Origin of the sequence: Paenibacillus durus, from assembly GCF_000756615.1 — a bacterium.
GTDB classification, from domain to species: domain Bacteria; phylum Bacillota; class Bacilli; order Paenibacillales; family Paenibacillaceae; genus Paenibacillus_AQ; species Paenibacillus_AQ durus.
In genome coordinates, this window is record NZ_CP009288.1 from 2026677 (window position 1) to 2042488 (window position 15812).

Annotated in this window: 10 protein-coding genes; 3 read left to right on the plus strand and 7 right to left on the minus strand. The window is 52.5% G+C overall.

Going from position 1 to position 15812, the window contains the following annotated elements; all coding sequences use genetic code 11:
- The first annotated feature begins 197 nt into the window (after window positions 1–197).
- Together PDUR_RS09090 and PDUR_RS09095 are read left to right on the plus strand one after the other, a co-directional pair.
- Window positions 198–2093, plus strand: coding sequence for a PrkA family serine protein kinase (locus tag PDUR_RS09090; protein WP_042205989.1), 1896 nt, complete (start codon window positions 198–200; stop codon window positions 2091–2093).
- Between the two features lie 163 nt (window positions 2094–2256).
- Complete coding sequence (locus tag PDUR_RS09095) at window positions 2257–4551, plus strand: LTA synthase family protein (RefSeq protein ID WP_052410136.1); 2295 nt, start codon at window positions 2257–2259, stop codon at window positions 4549–4551.
- A gap of 87 nt (window positions 4552–4638) precedes the next feature.
- Here PDUR_RS09095 and PDUR_RS09100 read toward each other — a convergent pair whose 3' ends face one another.
- The gene (locus tag PDUR_RS09100; protein WP_042205990.1) at window positions 4639–6027 is read right to left on the minus strand and encodes a SpoVR family protein; all 1389 of its coding nucleotides are present in this window, start codon (window positions 6025–6027) and stop codon (window positions 4639–4641) included.
- A gap of 319 nt (window positions 6028–6346) precedes the next feature.
- Here PDUR_RS09100 and PDUR_RS09105 point away from each other — a divergent pair, with 319 nt between their 5' ends.
- Complete coding sequence (locus PDUR_RS09105; protein WP_052410137.1) at window positions 6347–7936, plus strand: PAS domain-containing hybrid sensor histidine kinase/response regulator; 1590 nt, start codon at window positions 6347–6349, stop codon at window positions 7934–7936.
- A 60-nt stretch (window positions 7937–7996) separates the two neighbouring features.
- Here the strand turns inward: PDUR_RS09105 and PDUR_RS09110 are convergent, their stop codons facing one another.
- The 6 genes from PDUR_RS09110 to yhbH form a co-directional block, all read right to left on the minus strand.
- Complete coding sequence (locus PDUR_RS09110) at window positions 7997–8863, minus strand: DegV family protein (protein ID WP_042205991.1); 867 nt, start codon at window positions 8861–8863, stop codon at window positions 7997–7999.
- A gap of 205 nt (window positions 8864–9068) precedes the next feature.
- Entirely contained in the window at window positions 9069–9932 is an 864-nt protein-coding gene (locus PDUR_RS09115; RefSeq protein WP_042205992.1) for an AraC family transcriptional regulator, read from the minus strand.
- Between the two features lie 237 nt (window positions 9933–10169).
- Window positions 10170–12488, minus strand: a complete 2319-nt coding sequence (locus PDUR_RS09120; RefSeq protein ID WP_042205993.1) for a glycoside hydrolase family 65 protein — start codon at window positions 12486–12488, stop codon at window positions 10170–10172.
- Between the two features lie 40 nt (window positions 12489–12528).
- A complete protein-coding gene (gene pgmB / locus PDUR_RS09125; protein WP_042205994.1) occupies window positions 12529–13191 on the minus strand; it encodes a beta-phosphoglucomutase in 663 nt (220 codons plus the stop codon).
- Between the two features lie 106 nt (window positions 13192–13297).
- Window positions 13298–14338 carry a LacI family DNA-binding transcriptional regulator gene (locus PDUR_RS09130; RefSeq protein WP_042205995.1) on the minus strand — a complete coding sequence of 347 codons (1041 nt, stop codon included), beginning with the start codon at window positions 14336–14338 and terminating at the stop codon, window positions 13298–13300.
- A 282-nt stretch (window positions 14339–14620) separates the two neighbouring features.
- Window positions 14621–15784, minus strand: coding sequence for a sporulation protein YhbH (gene yhbH, locus PDUR_RS09135; protein WP_042205996.1), 1164 nt, complete (start codon window positions 15782–15784; stop codon window positions 14621–14623).
- Between the last annotated feature and the right edge of the window lie 28 nt (window positions 15785–15812).

The window sequence follows — 15812 nt, forward strand, 5'->3', positions numbered from 1 at the left end:
ATCAAAAAAGAGGTCAGTATTTCGGCCTTCTCGCATAGGTATGTATTACACTTTTCGAATGCAAACTCCGCTGGGCGGCGGAAGCGTCGGAAGGGACGGCGGCAGGCAGGCGGATATTCAGGCTAGGGCAACCGGGCGAAGCCCGAACAGACATCACGCGAGGGTCACAAGAGCGCAAGGTGAGGAGGCAGCGAGCAATGGACATTTTTGAACGTATAGCATCGTACCGGGCAGAGAACGAACGTATGGCGTGGAGCGGAACCTTCAAGGAATATATAGAACTGCTAAAAAAAGATCCCACTCCCGCCAAAACGGCCCATTCCCGGGTGTATGACATGATCAAATCGCATGGTGTCGAGGAAATTAACGGCCGCAAGCGTTACAAATTTTTCGAGCAGGAGATTTTCGGACTGGACCGCGCCATCGAAAAGCTGGTGGAGGAGTACTTTCATTCGGCCGCGCGGCGGCTGGATGTTCGCAAACGGATTCTACTGCTGATGGGTCCGGTAAGCGGCGGCAAATCAACGCTGGTTACGCTGCTGAAGCGCGGGCTGGAACAGTACTCCCGTACGATACAAGGGGCGGTATACGCGATTGAAGGATGCCCGATGCACGAGGAGCCGCTGCATTTGATCCCGGGCGAGCTTCGTCCGGAGATCGAGAAGGAGCTGGGCGTGCGTATCGAGGGCAACCTATGCCCTTCATGCCAGATGCGGCTGAAGAATGAATACGGCAGCGACATTGAGAAGGTACGGGTTGTTCGGGTGCTGTTATCGGAAGAGGAGCGCATCGGCATCGGAACCTTCAGTCCGTCCGACCCGAAGTCGCAGGATATCGCCGATCTGACGGGCAGCATCGACTTCTCGACCATTACCGAATACGGATCGGAATCCGATCCCCGGGCTTACCGGTTCGACGGCGAGCTGAACAAGGCCAACCGTGGACTGATGGAATTCCAGGAAATGCTCAAGTGCGACGAGAAGTTTCTGTGGAACCTGCTGTCGCTGACGCAGGAGGGCAATTTCAAGGCCGGCCGGTTCGCTCTGATCAGCGCCGACGAGCTGATTGTCGCCCACACGAACGAAACGGAGTACAAAGCGTTCATTTCCAACAAAAAGAATGAGGCGCTTCAGTCGCGGATGATTGTCATGCCTGTGCCTTATAACCTGAAGGTAGCGGAAGAGGAGAAAATTTACGCCAAGCTGATCGCCCAGAGCGACATGAAGCATGTGCATATCGCGCCCCACGCGCTGCGCGCAGCAGCGATTTTCTCCGTCTTGACAAGGCTCAAGGAGAGCAAAAAGCAGGGCATGGATCTGATCAAGAAGCTGCGGATGTACGACGGCGAAGAAGTTGAAGGCTACAAGGAAGCTGATCTGAAGGAGATGCAGAACGAATATCTGGACGAAGGCATGTCCGGCATTGATCCCCGGTACGTCATCAACCGCATCTCCAGCGCGCTGATCAAGGGCGATCTGGAGTGCATGAACGCGCTTGACGTGCTGCGGGCGATCAAGGACGGTCTGGATCAGCATCCTTCGATTACGAAGGAGGAGCGGGAGCGGTATTTGAACTTCATTTCCATTGCCCGGAAAGAATACGATACTTTGGCCAAGAACGAGGTGCAGAAGGCGTTCGTCTACTCTTTTGAGGAATCGGCCAAGACATTGTTCGAGAACTATCTCGACAACATTGAGGCGTTCTGCAACTGGGCCAAAATCCGCGATCCGCTGACCGATGAAGAAATGGAGCCGGATGAGCGGCTGATGCGTTCCATCGAGGAACAAATCGGCATTTCGGAGAATGCCAAGAAGGCTTTCCGGGAGGAGATTCTGATCCGAATTTCCGCCTATTCCCGCAAAGGTAAAAAGTTCGAGTACAGCAACCACGACCGCCTCCGGGAGGCGATTGAGAAGAAGCTGTTCGCGGATCTCAAAGATATCGTCAAGATCACGACCTCGTCCAAAACCCCGGATGAGAGCCAACTGAAGCGGATCAACGAGGTGTCCCGCCGTCTTATCGAGGAGCATGGCTACTGCCCGATTTGCGCCAATGAACTGCTCCGGTACGTGGGCAGCCTGCTGAACCGCTAAGCTTAAACCAATCCGAATAATGCCGTAAATCGGTAAAAAGGGCCGCTGCCGCCAGCGGTCCTTTTTTGATGATATATGATCATTTCAATATTAAAAATTCCGCCTCCACAGCCGCAATATCATATATAATAGATTCATTGTACTGTTGACAGGGGCGAAAACTATGAAAAAGCTATTCTACACCATACCCTCCATTCTTTTTTTACTCCTCTTTTCTTATGGGCGTATCCTCTTGTACCGGCAGAAGGATATCGATGTGCAATTTAACGTGCTTTATGCTGGAGCCCTGAAAGATATCGGCATCGGGATTTTAGTCCTGCTTATTTTATATGCGCTTTCAAAGGCGAATCTCATCGCTTCGTATCTTGCGGCGCTGGTGCTCGGGATTTTCCATTTGGCGAATGTCGAATACATTTATGCGCTGGACCATGTGGTTAACCTTAACGATATTACGATGGCGTCGGACAAGGAATTTATTACAGGCACGTTGTTTCACATCAGTTTCCCGGTTTATTCCATCCTGCTGATGGCCGTACTCATGGCTTCGATTTTTTTTCTACGGAAGCTATCGCGGGTTCCCTTTAACAAAAGAAGGTACAGTCTTCTGGCATTCGGCGGGCTGTCGATTCTCTATCTTGCCATTGCCATTCATTCTAGCGGAGATTGGAAGAACGGCAATTTTGTATCCGCTTCGATCCGCAATTCCGTTGCTCTGCTGACCTTTAATGAAGAAGCGCTGACGGATTACCCTGCGGATATCGAGCGGCAGATCAATACGTCTCAGCAGCTCAAAGACGGCGAATACTTGCTGAACAACCGTACGGGGGGCAAAAATATTCTGATGGTCGTCATGGAAGGCATCCCGGGGGCTTATTCGCCTGTCAATCAGGAGTTTTTGGACATCCCTAACGATATCAAGATGACCAGCTTGGACAAAATCAAAGACCACAGCCTCATTCTCCCTAACTACATCACTCACAATAACCAGACGATAAGAGGAATGTACTCGCTGGTCAGCGGAGACTATCCCAAGATGGACGCGTCCACACCCAAGGCCTATGAATATTTGCAAAAAGACCCCAGCTACCGGGAAGAGCTTCTCCCGAAGCTGCTAAAGCACCGGGGCTATAATACGGCCTTTATCCAGGCAGCGGAGCTGGAGTATATGTCCAAGGGTGATTTTATGACGGCTGTGGGCTTCGATACGGTAATCGGAGGGGAGAACTTCAAGAGTCCATATGTTCCTTTCGGATGGGGACCCGATGACAAAGCCTTTTTCGAGCAATCGCAAAAATATATCGATGAACTGAATGGTAAAGGCAAGCCGTGGTTTGCCACGATGCTGACGGTTGGAACGCATCATCCCTACGCCGTGTCGGATGATTACGCCAAGCAGTATCCGAGCCGCAAGGCGGCGGCGGTGGCTTATCTGAATGAGGCGCTGTCAGGCTTCATTGATTATATCGACCATTCAAGCTTTGCCAAAGACACTCTAGTGCTGTTCGTCTCCGACGAATCGCATGGGGTGAATGACCAGCCTTACGGCTCGAACTGGGGGATTTTCGCGGCGTATTCGCCCGACATTGACGGTCAAGTCATCAACGGCGGCGTTTACGGGCAGAAGGATATTCTTCTCTCGCTCCTGGATTATGCGGACCCTGACCTGGATGCCTATACGACTGGCCGAAGCGTGTTCCGGAAATATACCGAAGATTCGCCGATCTTGTTTGCCTCCCATTATAATGGCGATATTTTCTACTCGACTGTGAAAGGGACCGTGTATCAGGTGGATAACAGCGGACAGCTGTACAGCCTGACCTCCCAGAATGGGGAGATGTTCAGCAGCAGGTACGAGAGAACTTCTCTGTCGGACAGTGCGCTGAAAAAGAAAATACTGACCTATAAAAATTACATCGACAAGTCCTCGGCGGGGGATCAAAAAATCGTGATTACGAAAGATAAAGAAATTCCGCTTGCGGGCGGCGGGGAAATCGTCGTTACCGACGGACAGTTCATCACGCTGCCTGAGGAATCGTATGTCGACATCCAGGTGGACTATGATGCTTCTTCGATGGCCGCCGCCGATTGGCTCGTTCTTAAATTCGAGGATTACAGCGGCCACAAAAGCGTACAAATGATCGACAAGCAGACTAGCCGTGGAAGAATGACGTTCAGGTTCTACAATGAGAAGGTAGGCTACGGCTATGCCTTCAATCTGAAGACCTCTCTTCATCCCAACGATTACTCGGGCGCCGAAAAAGCGATCAAAATCAACAAGATCAGCGTGGGATTCTCGAAAACCGTTCCGGAGGCCAGCCCATCGCCGGCTGCAAGTCCCGGCTCATCTCCGGGCATCACGCCAGGGGCAAGCTTCGGGGCGGCTCCCAGCCCGTCACCGGGCGCAAGTTCCGGGCCGAAGCACGTGGAGGTCATTGATATGGATGCCGGCAACGAGTAAATGCAGTGAACAGCTTCCATAAAGCAAGGCCCGAGGACGACGAGTCCCCGGGCCATTAGTCTTTTTTACGGCGCATACGCATGAACTTTAGACGAACTTACGCAGCACCTTTTTGCCGTCATAGGAGAAGCAGGCCTTTTTGTCTTCGATGACGGTCTCCAGATGGACGGTCTTGCCCCACAGTGAGTAAATATGAGGCAGTGTGCGCTCCAGGTACTTCAGGTCCAGCTCGATGCCCTCATAGCGGTGTGCGATGTACAGCTCGCCGTTGCGCTCAAAGTTGCCGTCCTGGACGACCAGATAGGGCGAACCGCCGTTGATCCGCGCCTGTACCAGCTGATCCCTGACATTTTCCCAGGCCTTGTCGGTGATTTTCCATTCGGGGCCTTTCTTCTCGAAGACGTACAAGTCGAGATCCTCGACCAATTCTTTGGTCAGATAGCTGCGGATAAAGGAAATATCGGAATCCAGCTCGCGCACCTCGAATATTTTGTCCCGGTCCCAGCGGCGCTCGATATCCTCTAAGATCTTCAAGCCCAGATAATACGGGTTCAAGCTCTGACGGGAGGGCTGCACGACCGCGGAATTGAGCTTGGCATACTCGACCGTCTCCTCCGCCGTCAGATCCAGCTCCCGCATGATGCGCTGATGCCAGTAGGAAGCCCAGCCTTCGTTCATAATCTTCGTCTCCATCTGCGGCCAGAAGTAGAGCATTTCGTCATGCAGCATCGTCATAATGTCGCGCTGCCAGTCCTCCAGCGCAGTGGAGTAATGCTGAATGAACCAGACCACATCCTTCTCCGGTTCCGGAGGGAAGGCTTTGTGTCCGGTTCCGGATTTCTCGGCGGAGGCTTCGGTTTTGTCGAGCTGCCAAAGCTCCTCATAAGGGTTGGCATCGAGGATGTCCTGTGCCGATTCCCGGCGCTCCTTCAACCGCCCCTCCACAAGACGGCTATTGCCCGGCTTGCTCTGCCGAATCAGGCTGGGATCGATATGCTCCTGGATGGCCAGAACGGCGTCGATGAAGCTCTCGACCGTGTCCGTCCCATACTTGACGGTGTACTCGGCGATCCGATCGGCTGTGGCCGACATGCTCTCGACCATATTGCGGTTAGACTCCGAGAAGCGCATATTATTTTTGAAAAAATCACAGTGTGCCAGCACATGGGCGACAATCAGCTTGTTCTGGACCAGAGAGTTGCCGTCAAGCAGGAAGGCGTAGCACGGATTGGAGTTGATGACCAATTCGTATATTTTGCTCAGCCCGAAATCATACTGGGATTTCATTTTGTGAAACGTCTTTCCGAAGCTCCAATGACCGAAACGGGTCGGCATTCCATAAGCTCCGAACGTATAAATAATATCGGCAGGGCAAATTTCGTAGCGCATGGGATAGAAATCCAGGCCGAACCCGGAGGCGATTTCCGTAATCTCGGCTATAGCCTTCTCAAGCGCCTGTATCTCATCGCTGGGCATGTACCCATCTCCTTTCCACCTGTAAATCCTGTTAGCGGCAGAGCCGTTCACAAGATGTATATGGAGAGATCCCTGCAAATATGAGCCAGCCTTACCATGAAAGTTAACAAAATATCCGGTAAATATTCTATAATATTTGCTATAATGTTCTTACCTCTACTCGGATTCTACATTATTAGACGATTCTCGACTGTCGGATCGGTGGCAGCGCTTACGAATTGGATTATGGGTGTAGTGACGCACAGGGTTCCCTGGCAAAGTGCCCGCCTTAAATGCCCTTTGCAGAGGCGTTACGGTTTGTTAAGAGAGGATGTGGACTGTGCATAAGGATAAGGATAAGGCTTCTGTTTTAAAACAGTTAATTGCCGAAGAAGGCGTGTATAGAGAATTGTACGAGCAGAATCCGGACTGCATCTACGTTCTGGATCTTCGGGGCCGCTGCATCGGCGCCAACCGTTCCGCTGAACGGCTGACTGGTTACTCCTTCAGGGAGGTTACGGGGATTCAGAATAAAGCGCTTTTGTTCGGAAGCCGGACCGAAGCCGGGCGCCATTTTTCTCTTGCCTGCGAGGGCGACAAGTCCTCATGTCAATTAAAGTTTATCAAAAAATCCGGCGTCGTCGCCTCGGCGGAACTGACTTATATTCCGGTCAGAGCGGAGGGCGAAGTGGTCGGCATATTTGCCGTTATCCGGAATATTACGGACGTGAACGGTTCGGCAGTATATGACGCGGCCGAGGCGGGGACCACTCATCCAGAGAGAGATTCCGGGCTTCGGGATTCACGAAGTCTTATTTTGAACTCGGTTACAGAAGGCATCTTCGGACTCGACAGAAGCGGGAAGATCATCTTCATTAATAGAACCGCAATGCTTATGCTTGGTTACTCCAGCAAAGAGATTATCGGCATCCACAGCCTTTCGCATATTCACCATACCCGGCCCGACGGCTCCAGCTACTGTCCGAAGGAATGCCCGATTATGATGACGATCGAGGACGGGTCTCCCCGGAGCATGAATGAGGAAATTTTTTGGCGTAAGGATGGCACCAGCTTTTGGGTGAATTACACAGTATCCCCGATCATGGAACATGACCATATTGAAGGTGTGGTGGTTGCCTTCAGCGATATTACGAACGAGAGAGAAATCATCCGGGCTAAAGAATCGGCAGAGCAGGCTTCCCGGGCAAAGTCAGAGTTTCTGGCCATGATCAGCCATGAAATCCGGACGCCGATGAACGGCATGATCGGGATGGCCGATCTGCTGCTGGAAAGCGAGCTGGGGGAAGATCAGCGGACGTATGCGGAGATTCTGCGAAGCAGCAGCTACAGTCTGCTGAATATTTTGAACGATATTCTCGATTTCAGCAAGATTGAAGCCGGCAAGATGCCGCTGGAGCCCGAACAGTTCGACCTCAGAGAGATGCTCGGCGCCGTTATAGACCTGTTCACTCCAAAGGCGGAGGAGAAGGGGCTGGCGCTACGCTGGTGGGCGGATACAAGTGTGCCTGAGATGATCAAGGCCGACCCGAGCCGTCTTCGGCAAATTATTGTTAATCTGGTCGGCAATGGGCTGAAATTCACCGAGAAAGGAAGCGTGACGCTGTCTGTCAAGAACATTCTGCTTCCGGAATCACCGACTTATCTGCTTGAATTCTCCGTAAGGGATACCGGCGTCGGCATTGCCGAGGACAAGCTCGGCCTGCTGTTCCAGTCATTCTCTCAATTACATCCATCGATTAACCGCAAATACGGGGGGACGGGCTTGGGACTCGCAATCTGCAAACAGCTCGTGGAACTGATGGGCGGGACGATCTTTGTGGAGAGCGAGGAAGCGCGCGGTTCCATCTTTAGATTCATGCTGCCCTTCGTGAAAGAAGAGGCGGAAGTACCAGGCTTATTATACACATGATGAAGAAACCTCCGGTCCTTTGATTAAGGCAGCGGAGGTTTCCGGCATTAGTACATAGAATTATTTCGTATCGAGGCTGTCGCTCGTGAGGTACATCATCCCGACGGTATTCGGCCCGCAGTGGCTGCCAATCACGCAGCCCGCCTCGATCACGGCAATTTCCTCCGCTCCTATAGCCTCCTTAAGGGCGTCAACCAGAAACTTGGCGTCTTTCTCAGCTTGCGTATGCGCGACGATTAGCAGTTCCTTGTCCATCCGATCAATGTCCGACAGGGCGTGAGAGAGCATCTGCTCCACCGCTTTTTCCTTTTTGCCGCGGACTTTGCTCACGGGGATAATGCTGCCGTTGGCCAATCGAAGTACCGGACGAATCTTGAGCAGACTGCCGATAAAGTTCTGCATGCCCGAACAGCGGCCGCCCATATGTAAGTAGTCCAGCGTGTCGATAACGAACTCGGTGCGGAGCCGTCCGCGGCCCTGCTCCAGCATGGAGACAATCTCGCCGGAGCTGCGGCCGCGAAGAGCCTCCTTTGCCGCCTTCACGGCCAGCAGAGCGATTCCTCCGCATAATGTGCCAGAATCCACTACCTTAACGCGTCCGGGCGGAAATTCCTCTGCGGCAAGACAAGCATTCTGATAGGTGGAGGACAGGGCTGAAGAGAGGCTAAGATAGACGATATCGCGGCCTTCCTCAATCGCAGGAGCAAAGGCGTTCATAAAGTCGGCAGGCGAAGGGGCCGCCGTCTTGGGCAGCGCGCCGGCTGCGGCTACCTTCCGGTACACCTCGTCCGGCGTGATATCTACACCGTCCCTGTACGTGGCGTCCTCAAAGACGACATACAGCGGGACGACGCCGATATCATAGGATTCTTTCCAGCCTTGCGGGATATCGGATGTACTGTCTGTAACAATCTTTACGTTAGGCATGAAACTCTCCTTCACAGGATGATCGGATACTCTTCAATCGGTATACATACCTTGCTTCTATCCAATTATAACAAGCTTAAGCGCAATCATAAACCTTAAAACCTCCGGCTGTCTCTATCAGCGAACGGGAATTAATGGTACAGCGAAAGAACCGGCTGAACACAAAAATAGCATGTGCCCAGCCGGTTCTCGTTCCTTTACTTTATTACGACTTTGTCATGACCGGAATCCATATCTCGCAGCGGTAATCTTCCGAAGAAGGATCTCCCGGAGGATACAGCTCGAATTCCGGACCACCTGAGTGTTCATAGCCAGTACCGGGGAACCATTCCTGGAAGATCCGCGCCCATACGCTCTGAATTGCATTTGGCATGGGACCGATGGAGGTGAAGACGGCCCAGGTTGCGGCCGGAATGATGGTCGTGGAGTAACCGTCCGGGGCGGGCGCGTCGTTCTCTACGGCGATCCAATAAGTGAGCGTCTCCTGCTCGTGATTCATTTCGGCGCATATCCCGAGCAGATCATGGACGCCCTCTCCCAGCTCAAGCAGTTTGTTATACGTGCCGTCCTCGTTGCATTTTAGCCAGAAGCGCGGGATCTCCCGCAAATTCTCTCCATCGCGGCAGGAGGTCTCCATCGTTTTGCCGACTACGTTAAACGCTTCTTTGTGTACGATACGGTAATCCATTTCTTTGTCTCCCTTCAAGGATAGATGGAAGGAGAGGCGGGGGAAAGCCTTCAGGACCGTCCCCGGCTCGCGCGCCGCCGAGGGCGTAATGCCGTGCGCCTTGCGGAACGCTTTGGTGAATGCCTCCGGCGAGTCGTAGCCGTATTTGAGCGCGACATCCAGCACCCTGGGCTGCGTCATTGCCAATTCCTGCGCAGCGAGCGTCAGCCGGCGCTTGCGGATGTACTCGGCGACGGTCACTCCGGTCAGCATATTGAACAACCGCTGAAAGTGGAATGGCGAAGAGCATGCCGTTTTGGCGATCTCATCCATATTCATCGGTTCCGTTATATGCTGTTCCATATAATCCAAAGCATCCTTCATGCGGTTCAGCCATTCCATTGCCAGCCATCTCCTCTGCATCTATCGTATCACGGTGCCAAACAAGGGTCCTGTTCTTCCGTGCTGCCTTTGGACAGTATATATCATATCCATCCACACAAGTATAGCGTACAGGTAGAAGCCGGAGACAGAAAAAAACCGCCAAAGAAGGAGCGTGAACTCCTTACTGAGACGGCTCGGTCCGGTGGATATGAAGCTGCGGATTTCCGAAGAGGCGTGTGCCTGAACGCAGCACTCCTAGATAATTGCGGGCGCGCCCTGCGAGGTTACCGTGCCAAGTCCGCCCACGGTGTATTCCTTATCATAGATCGTAATCGCAGCAGGGATCTCGGTTTCGTTGGCAACCGTAATTTCCTGGTCGGTTACAGTAACCTTAAGACGGGAACTGCGGAACATGATTTTAAAGGAATACGAGGTCCAGTGCCCGGGGTTAGACGGCTTCAGCACAAGCCGGCCGTCCAGCACCCGAAGTCCCCCGAAGCCATGCACAATCGACATCCAGGTTCCTGCCATGCTGGTAGTGTGGCAGCCGTCCTCGGTATCATTGTTATAGTTATCGAGATCGAGCCTGGAGGTCCGCAAGTACATCTCGTAGGCCTTCTCCTTGTATCCGAGTTCGCATGCGAGAATCGCATGGATGCAGGGAGAGAGGGAGGATTCGTGGACGGTGATCGGCTCGTAGAAGTCATAGTTCCGTTTTTTCGTCTCCAGGTCGTAGCGGTCGTTCAGGAAATACAGCCCTTGAAGCACATCCGCCTGCTTGATATAGCAGGATCGCAAAATGCGGTCCCAGGACCATTTCTGGTTCAAGGGCAGGTGCTCGGGTGCAAGCTCCTTGACCGGAATGATCTGCTTGTCGAGGAATCCGTCCTGCTGCAGGAAGATGCCTTTTTCCTCGCTGAGCGGGTAGTACATTTTGGCGATAATATCCTGCCATTTATCCGTTTCACTTTCCAAAAGACCCAGCTTGTCGACCAGCTCGGCATAGCGCGTTTCTTCATTTTCCAGCAAATAAGCGAGCGCTTCCAATGTATACTCCATGGTCCAGGCGGCGATCCGGTTTGTATACCAGTTGTTATTTACATTGTTCTCGTACTCGTTCGGTCCGGTAACGCCGAGCATGACGTATTTGTCTTTATGCTGCACGTAGTGGACGCGCTCTTCCCAGAAGCGGGAGATTTCCGTAAGCACTTCAAGGCCGTATTGCCCCAGATACGACTTGTCGCCGGTATAGTTCACATAATTGTAGATGGCATGGGCGATGGCCCCGTTACGATGGATTTCCTCAAAAGTAATTTCCCACTCGTTATGGCACTCCTCGCCGTTCATCGTCACCATCGGATACAATGCGCCTTTGGTGAAGCCGAGCTTACGGGCATTCTCCTTGGCCTTCTCCAGATGCTTGTAGCGGTAAATCAGCAGGTTGCGGGCAATGGAGGAATCCGCGGTGCTAAGATAGAAAGGAACGCAGTAGGCTTCCGTGTCCCAGTAGGTGCTGCCGCCGTATTTTTCACCGGTGAAGCCTTTAGGTCCGATGTTCAGCCGGTCGTCCTCGCCGGTATAGGTCTGGTTCAATTGAAAAATATTAAAGCGGATCGCCTGCTGGGCAGAGGGGTCGCCCTCAATGATAATATCGCTTTCTTTCCATTTATCCTTCCAGGCATCCGCCTGCTCGGTCAGCAGGGCAACAAAACCGGCTTCTCTGGCGGACTGGAGAGCGTTTTGCGCCGCTTCCACAAGCTGACCAAGACCGTAGTTGCGTGAAGTCACGCTTGCGGCGTATTTATAGATGACGATCTGATCGCCTTCCTTGACAGGAACCTGAACGATGTTACCCACATATTTTTCGCGAAGCACCGACTCGGCCTCAGCTTCCAGCTTCTCTCCGGCAACGGCAATATCATACGCCATGGCGGTGGTCACATGAAAATCGAGCTTCTTCGTCTTCAGGGTCAGATAGCCTCCGCTTGGAAAGATGTTCTTCTCCACCTCGTTCCAGAATTTCTCGTCATAGTTGGAGTCCTTGTTCTTGATGTCGCCGTCCAGATAAGGGGTCACCGTGATCGTTCCCGAGAAATTAAGCGGTGTAATGGAATAGCGGATCGCGCCGATCTCCCGCCGGGTCATGCTGACAAAGCGGATGCTTTCCACCTTAACCTCTTTGCCGTCCTCAAGGGCGGCGGTGAAGCTGCGCGACAGCGTACCTTCTTTCATGTTCAGAATCCGCCGGAATTCCGTTACGGTTGAAGCGGCCAGATCCAGCGGTGTTTCGTCAATTTCGATATCGATGCCGATCCAGTTGGTGCTGTTCAATACTTTGGCAAAATATTCAGGGTAGCCGTTCTTCCACCATCCGACCCGGGTCTTGTCGGGATAGTACACACCGGCCACATAGCTGCCTTGCAGGCTGGGCCCGCTGTACTTCTCCTCAAAATTCGCGCGTCCGCCCATGTAGCCGTTGCCCAGACTGAATACGCTTTCGGAAATCTCTTGGGTGTGCGGATCGAAGGATTCCTCAATGATTGACCATTCATCGACCTTCAAGTATTGTTTCATAACTGATCGGCTCCTTTTATTATCAATTAAAGACCTAAATTTAAACGGAGGCAAAAGCTTCTTTTAGCCGGGCCACGCTCATCTCCAGCAGGGAAGGAACAACAAGAGCTGCGGCCCCGAGCGTCTCCGGCGAGCCGATGCCTACGCTCACCATTCCAGCACGGCTGGCCGCCTCGATCCCGGCTTCGGCGTCTTCAAAGACGACGCAGTTCACAGGGGAGATGCCCAGAGCCTCGGCTCCAAGCAGGAATACTTCCGGATCGGGCTTGGCGGCGGAAGTCTTGGTTCCGTCGATAATCGCATCGAAATATGGCGTGAGTCCGGTGTTGTCCAGAATGGTCATCGCGTTCTTGCTTGCGGAGCCAAGCGCGATTTTAATACCCTGGCTTCGGCAATCCTCCAGAAAAGCCAGCGCCCCAGGCAGAATCTCCGAGCTGTCCATCGCCGAGATATACTCTACGTAACGGTTGTTTTTACTTTCAGCCAGCTTGGCTTTTTCGGCATCGTCCAGATTCAGTCCGCCGATTTCCAGCAGAATGTTCAGTGACGCGGCGCGGCTGACGCCTTTCAGGCGCTCGTTATCCTTCTCCGTAAATTCAAAGCCGAGCTGATCCGCAAGCTCCTTCCAGGCGATGTAATGATACTTGGCGGTGTCAACCAGTACACCGTCCAGATCGAACAAGCAAGCCTTAATTTCGGTCATGATCATTCTCCTTAAAATAAATTTGGTATATTTTCCAATGGAGAGTGCAAACGTTTGTACAGGGCTACAAAAAATAAATGAAGCGCCGAAGTAATGCTTCATTTACTTATTCACTTCTTGCGGGTGAGAGCATGGAAGACTCGCGTACAATCAAGCGATGAGGAATAATGAACCGTCTGGTCAAGCCCGGCTCTTTGTTCTGCTTCTGAATGGCCTGAATCAATACCTGGGAAGCCGTGTAGCCCAGATGGTAAATACCGATATCGATGCTGCTGATCGGCGGGGTGGACAGTTCGGCCAGCGGAATGTTGTTGAAGCTGACTAGCGCCAAATCTGCAGGGACGCTGTAATTCAGCTCGCTCAGTCCCCGGAGAACACCGAAGGATACGATATCGTCCACAACGACAAGCGCCGTAGGGCGGCTCGGCAGATTCATGAAGAATGACATGGCGCGGTAGCCGCTGTCCTGCAGAAACTCTCCTTCCACGATCCATTCGGACTTCAGTTCCAGGCCGTTATGCTCCATCGCTCTCCGGTAGCCCTCTAACCGGTCCCGTGACACAATCAGGTTCGGAGGACCGCTGACGAAGCCGATCCGCTTATGCCCCATGGAGATGAGGTGATTCGTGGCATCATAGGCTGCCATCAGATTGTCGGTATCTACTGACAGAATATCATCATACTTGTCGCTGCGTCCCACCAGAACGAAGGGATATCCGTTGTTTTTCAAAAAATCAATCACGGTGTCATCTTTGCGCGAGTAGAGCAGAATCGCACCATCGACGCGCCGTCCCTTGAGCAGCCGGGAGACCGCCTCCAGTTCTTCCTTTTCCGTCGCGCCGGAGCTGATCAGGACATCATAGCCCGAACGGCTTGCCTGAGTGACTATCCCGCGGATCAATTCCATAAAGAACAGATTGGAGAATAATTCTTCAGCCGGCTTTGGCAGGATGATGCAAATGCTGTTCGTCGTCTTCGACACGAGACTCTTGGCCATGATATTCGGATGGTAGCCCATTTCCTCCATAATGCTCTTGACCTTGCGGGAGGTTTCCACGCTGATTCTTGGATGGCCCGACAACACCCGGGAAACCGTGGAGGGCGAAACGCCCGCTCTCTTGGCCACGTCCTTGATGGTAACTGTCATAGAGAACCTCCTTGTGAAAACGCTTGCTTACGCTTATCTTAATCGAAGCGGATGCAATTGTAAATAGAAAAACCGAGCCTCAGACGCTGAAAAACAAGCGGTTATCAATGAGCGGCCGTACACAAATCCGCAGCCCGAAAGCTTGACGGAAGGCATGTCCGGTTCGTAAGGTACACGGCATTACAAAGAGCTCCCCTGCTGCATGCTGCGTGCGAGGGAAGCTTTTTTAGATGTGAACGGTCTGAAGTCGCCATTTATGGTTCATGCCAGAAGAGGTCTTGCTTAACGTCTCGCGGGTTCCTTTTTGCCGAAAAAGGTCTTCAGCGCCTGATACACTTCTTTTTTGTCCTTGATAACATAGTGCATGAACTGCGGCTGCTTAATATGTTTGTACGCGGACATGAGGGTGCTGCTGCGGTTGTACTGATTGACCTCGCCGTAGCCGAAAATATTGCTCCGTTTTAGCATTTCCCCGATCAATTTGACGCAGCGTTCGTTGTCTGAGCTCAGGTTGTCGCCGTCCGAGAAGTGGAAGGGATAGATATTGTATTTGGAAGGCGGATAGCGTTTGTCGATAATTTCCAGCGCTTTTTGATATGCCGATGAACAGATCGTGCCGCCGCTCTCGCCGCGGGTGAAGAAATCATGCTCGCTGACCTCTTTTGCCTCTGTGTGATGGGCCAGAAAGACAATTTCGACCTTCTCGTATTGGCGGCGCAGGAAGCGGGTCATCCAGAAAAAGAAGCTGCGGGCGCAGTATTTTTCAAACGTTCCCATACTGCCTGAAGTGTCCATCATCGCGATAATGACCGCATTGGAATGCGGAATCGTCGTTTCATCCCAGGTCTTGTAGCGCAGATCGTCGGGGCTGATACCGTGGATTCCAGGATTCCCTCTTCTGCCATTGCGGCGCAGGTTCTCAAGCAGGGTGCGCTTTTTGTCGATGTTGGACATCATGCCCTTTTTGCGGATGTCGTTGAAGACGATGGACTGAACCTCAATTTCTTCCTTGTCCTTGGGCTTCAAATGCGGCAGCTCGAATTCCTGGAACAAGATTTCCTCCAAATCCTCCAGATCAACCTCCGCCTCCACCAGGTCCTGGCCAGGCTGGTCGCCCGCTTTGTCCCCTTTGCCGGGACCGGTCTGCACCGGCTCCCTGCCAAGCACATCGCCGATTTGACTGTCTCCGTCGCCCTGGCCGACATGCTTCTGCTTGCGGTAATTATAAATGATCCGGTACTCATCCAGACTGCGGATCGGCACCTTGACGATTTGCTTTCCGTCAGACATGATAATGTTCTCTTCCGTAACGAGATCGGGCAAATTGCCTTTAATCGCTTCCTTGACCTTCTGCTGGTGACGCTCCTGATCCTGATGGCCTTTGCGGTGCAGGGACCAGTCTTCTTTCGAGACAACAAACGAAAAAGGCTGTGACGATTGTGACAAAGTTGACCACCTCCCATGGAATGTAAGA

Bases quoted from the DNA above. Each gene is read 5' to 3' on its own strand.
- PDUR_RS09090 (WP_042205989.1), top strand. From the start codon at position 198: ATGGACATTTTTGAACGTATAGCATCGTACCGGGCAGAGAACGAACGT.
- PDUR_RS09095 (WP_052410136.1), top strand. From the start codon at position 2,257: ATGAAAAAGCTATTCTACACCATACCCTCCATTCTTTTTTTACTCCTC.
- PDUR_RS09100 (WP_042205990.1), bottom strand. From the start codon at position 6,027: ATGCCCAGCGATGAGATACAGGCGCTTGAGAAGGCTATAGCCGAGATT.
- PDUR_RS09110 (WP_042205991.1), bottom strand. From the start codon at position 8,863: ATGCCTAACGTAAAGATTGTTACAGACAGTACATCCGATATCCCGCAA.
- PDUR_RS09115 (WP_042205992.1), bottom strand. From the start codon at position 9,932: ATGGAATGGCTGAACCGCATGAAGGATGCTTTGGATTATATGGAACAG.
- PDUR_RS09120 (WP_042205993.1), bottom strand. From the start codon at position 12,488: ATGAAACAATACTTGAAGGTCGATGAATGGTCAATCATTGAGGAATCC.
- pgmB (WP_042205994.1), bottom strand. From the start codon at position 13,191: ATGACCGAAATTAAGGCTTGCTTGTTCGATCTGGACGGTGTACTGGTT.
- PDUR_RS09130 (WP_042205995.1), bottom strand. From the start codon at position 14,338: ATGACAGTTACCATCAAGGACGTGGCCAAGAGAGCGGGCGTTTCGCCC.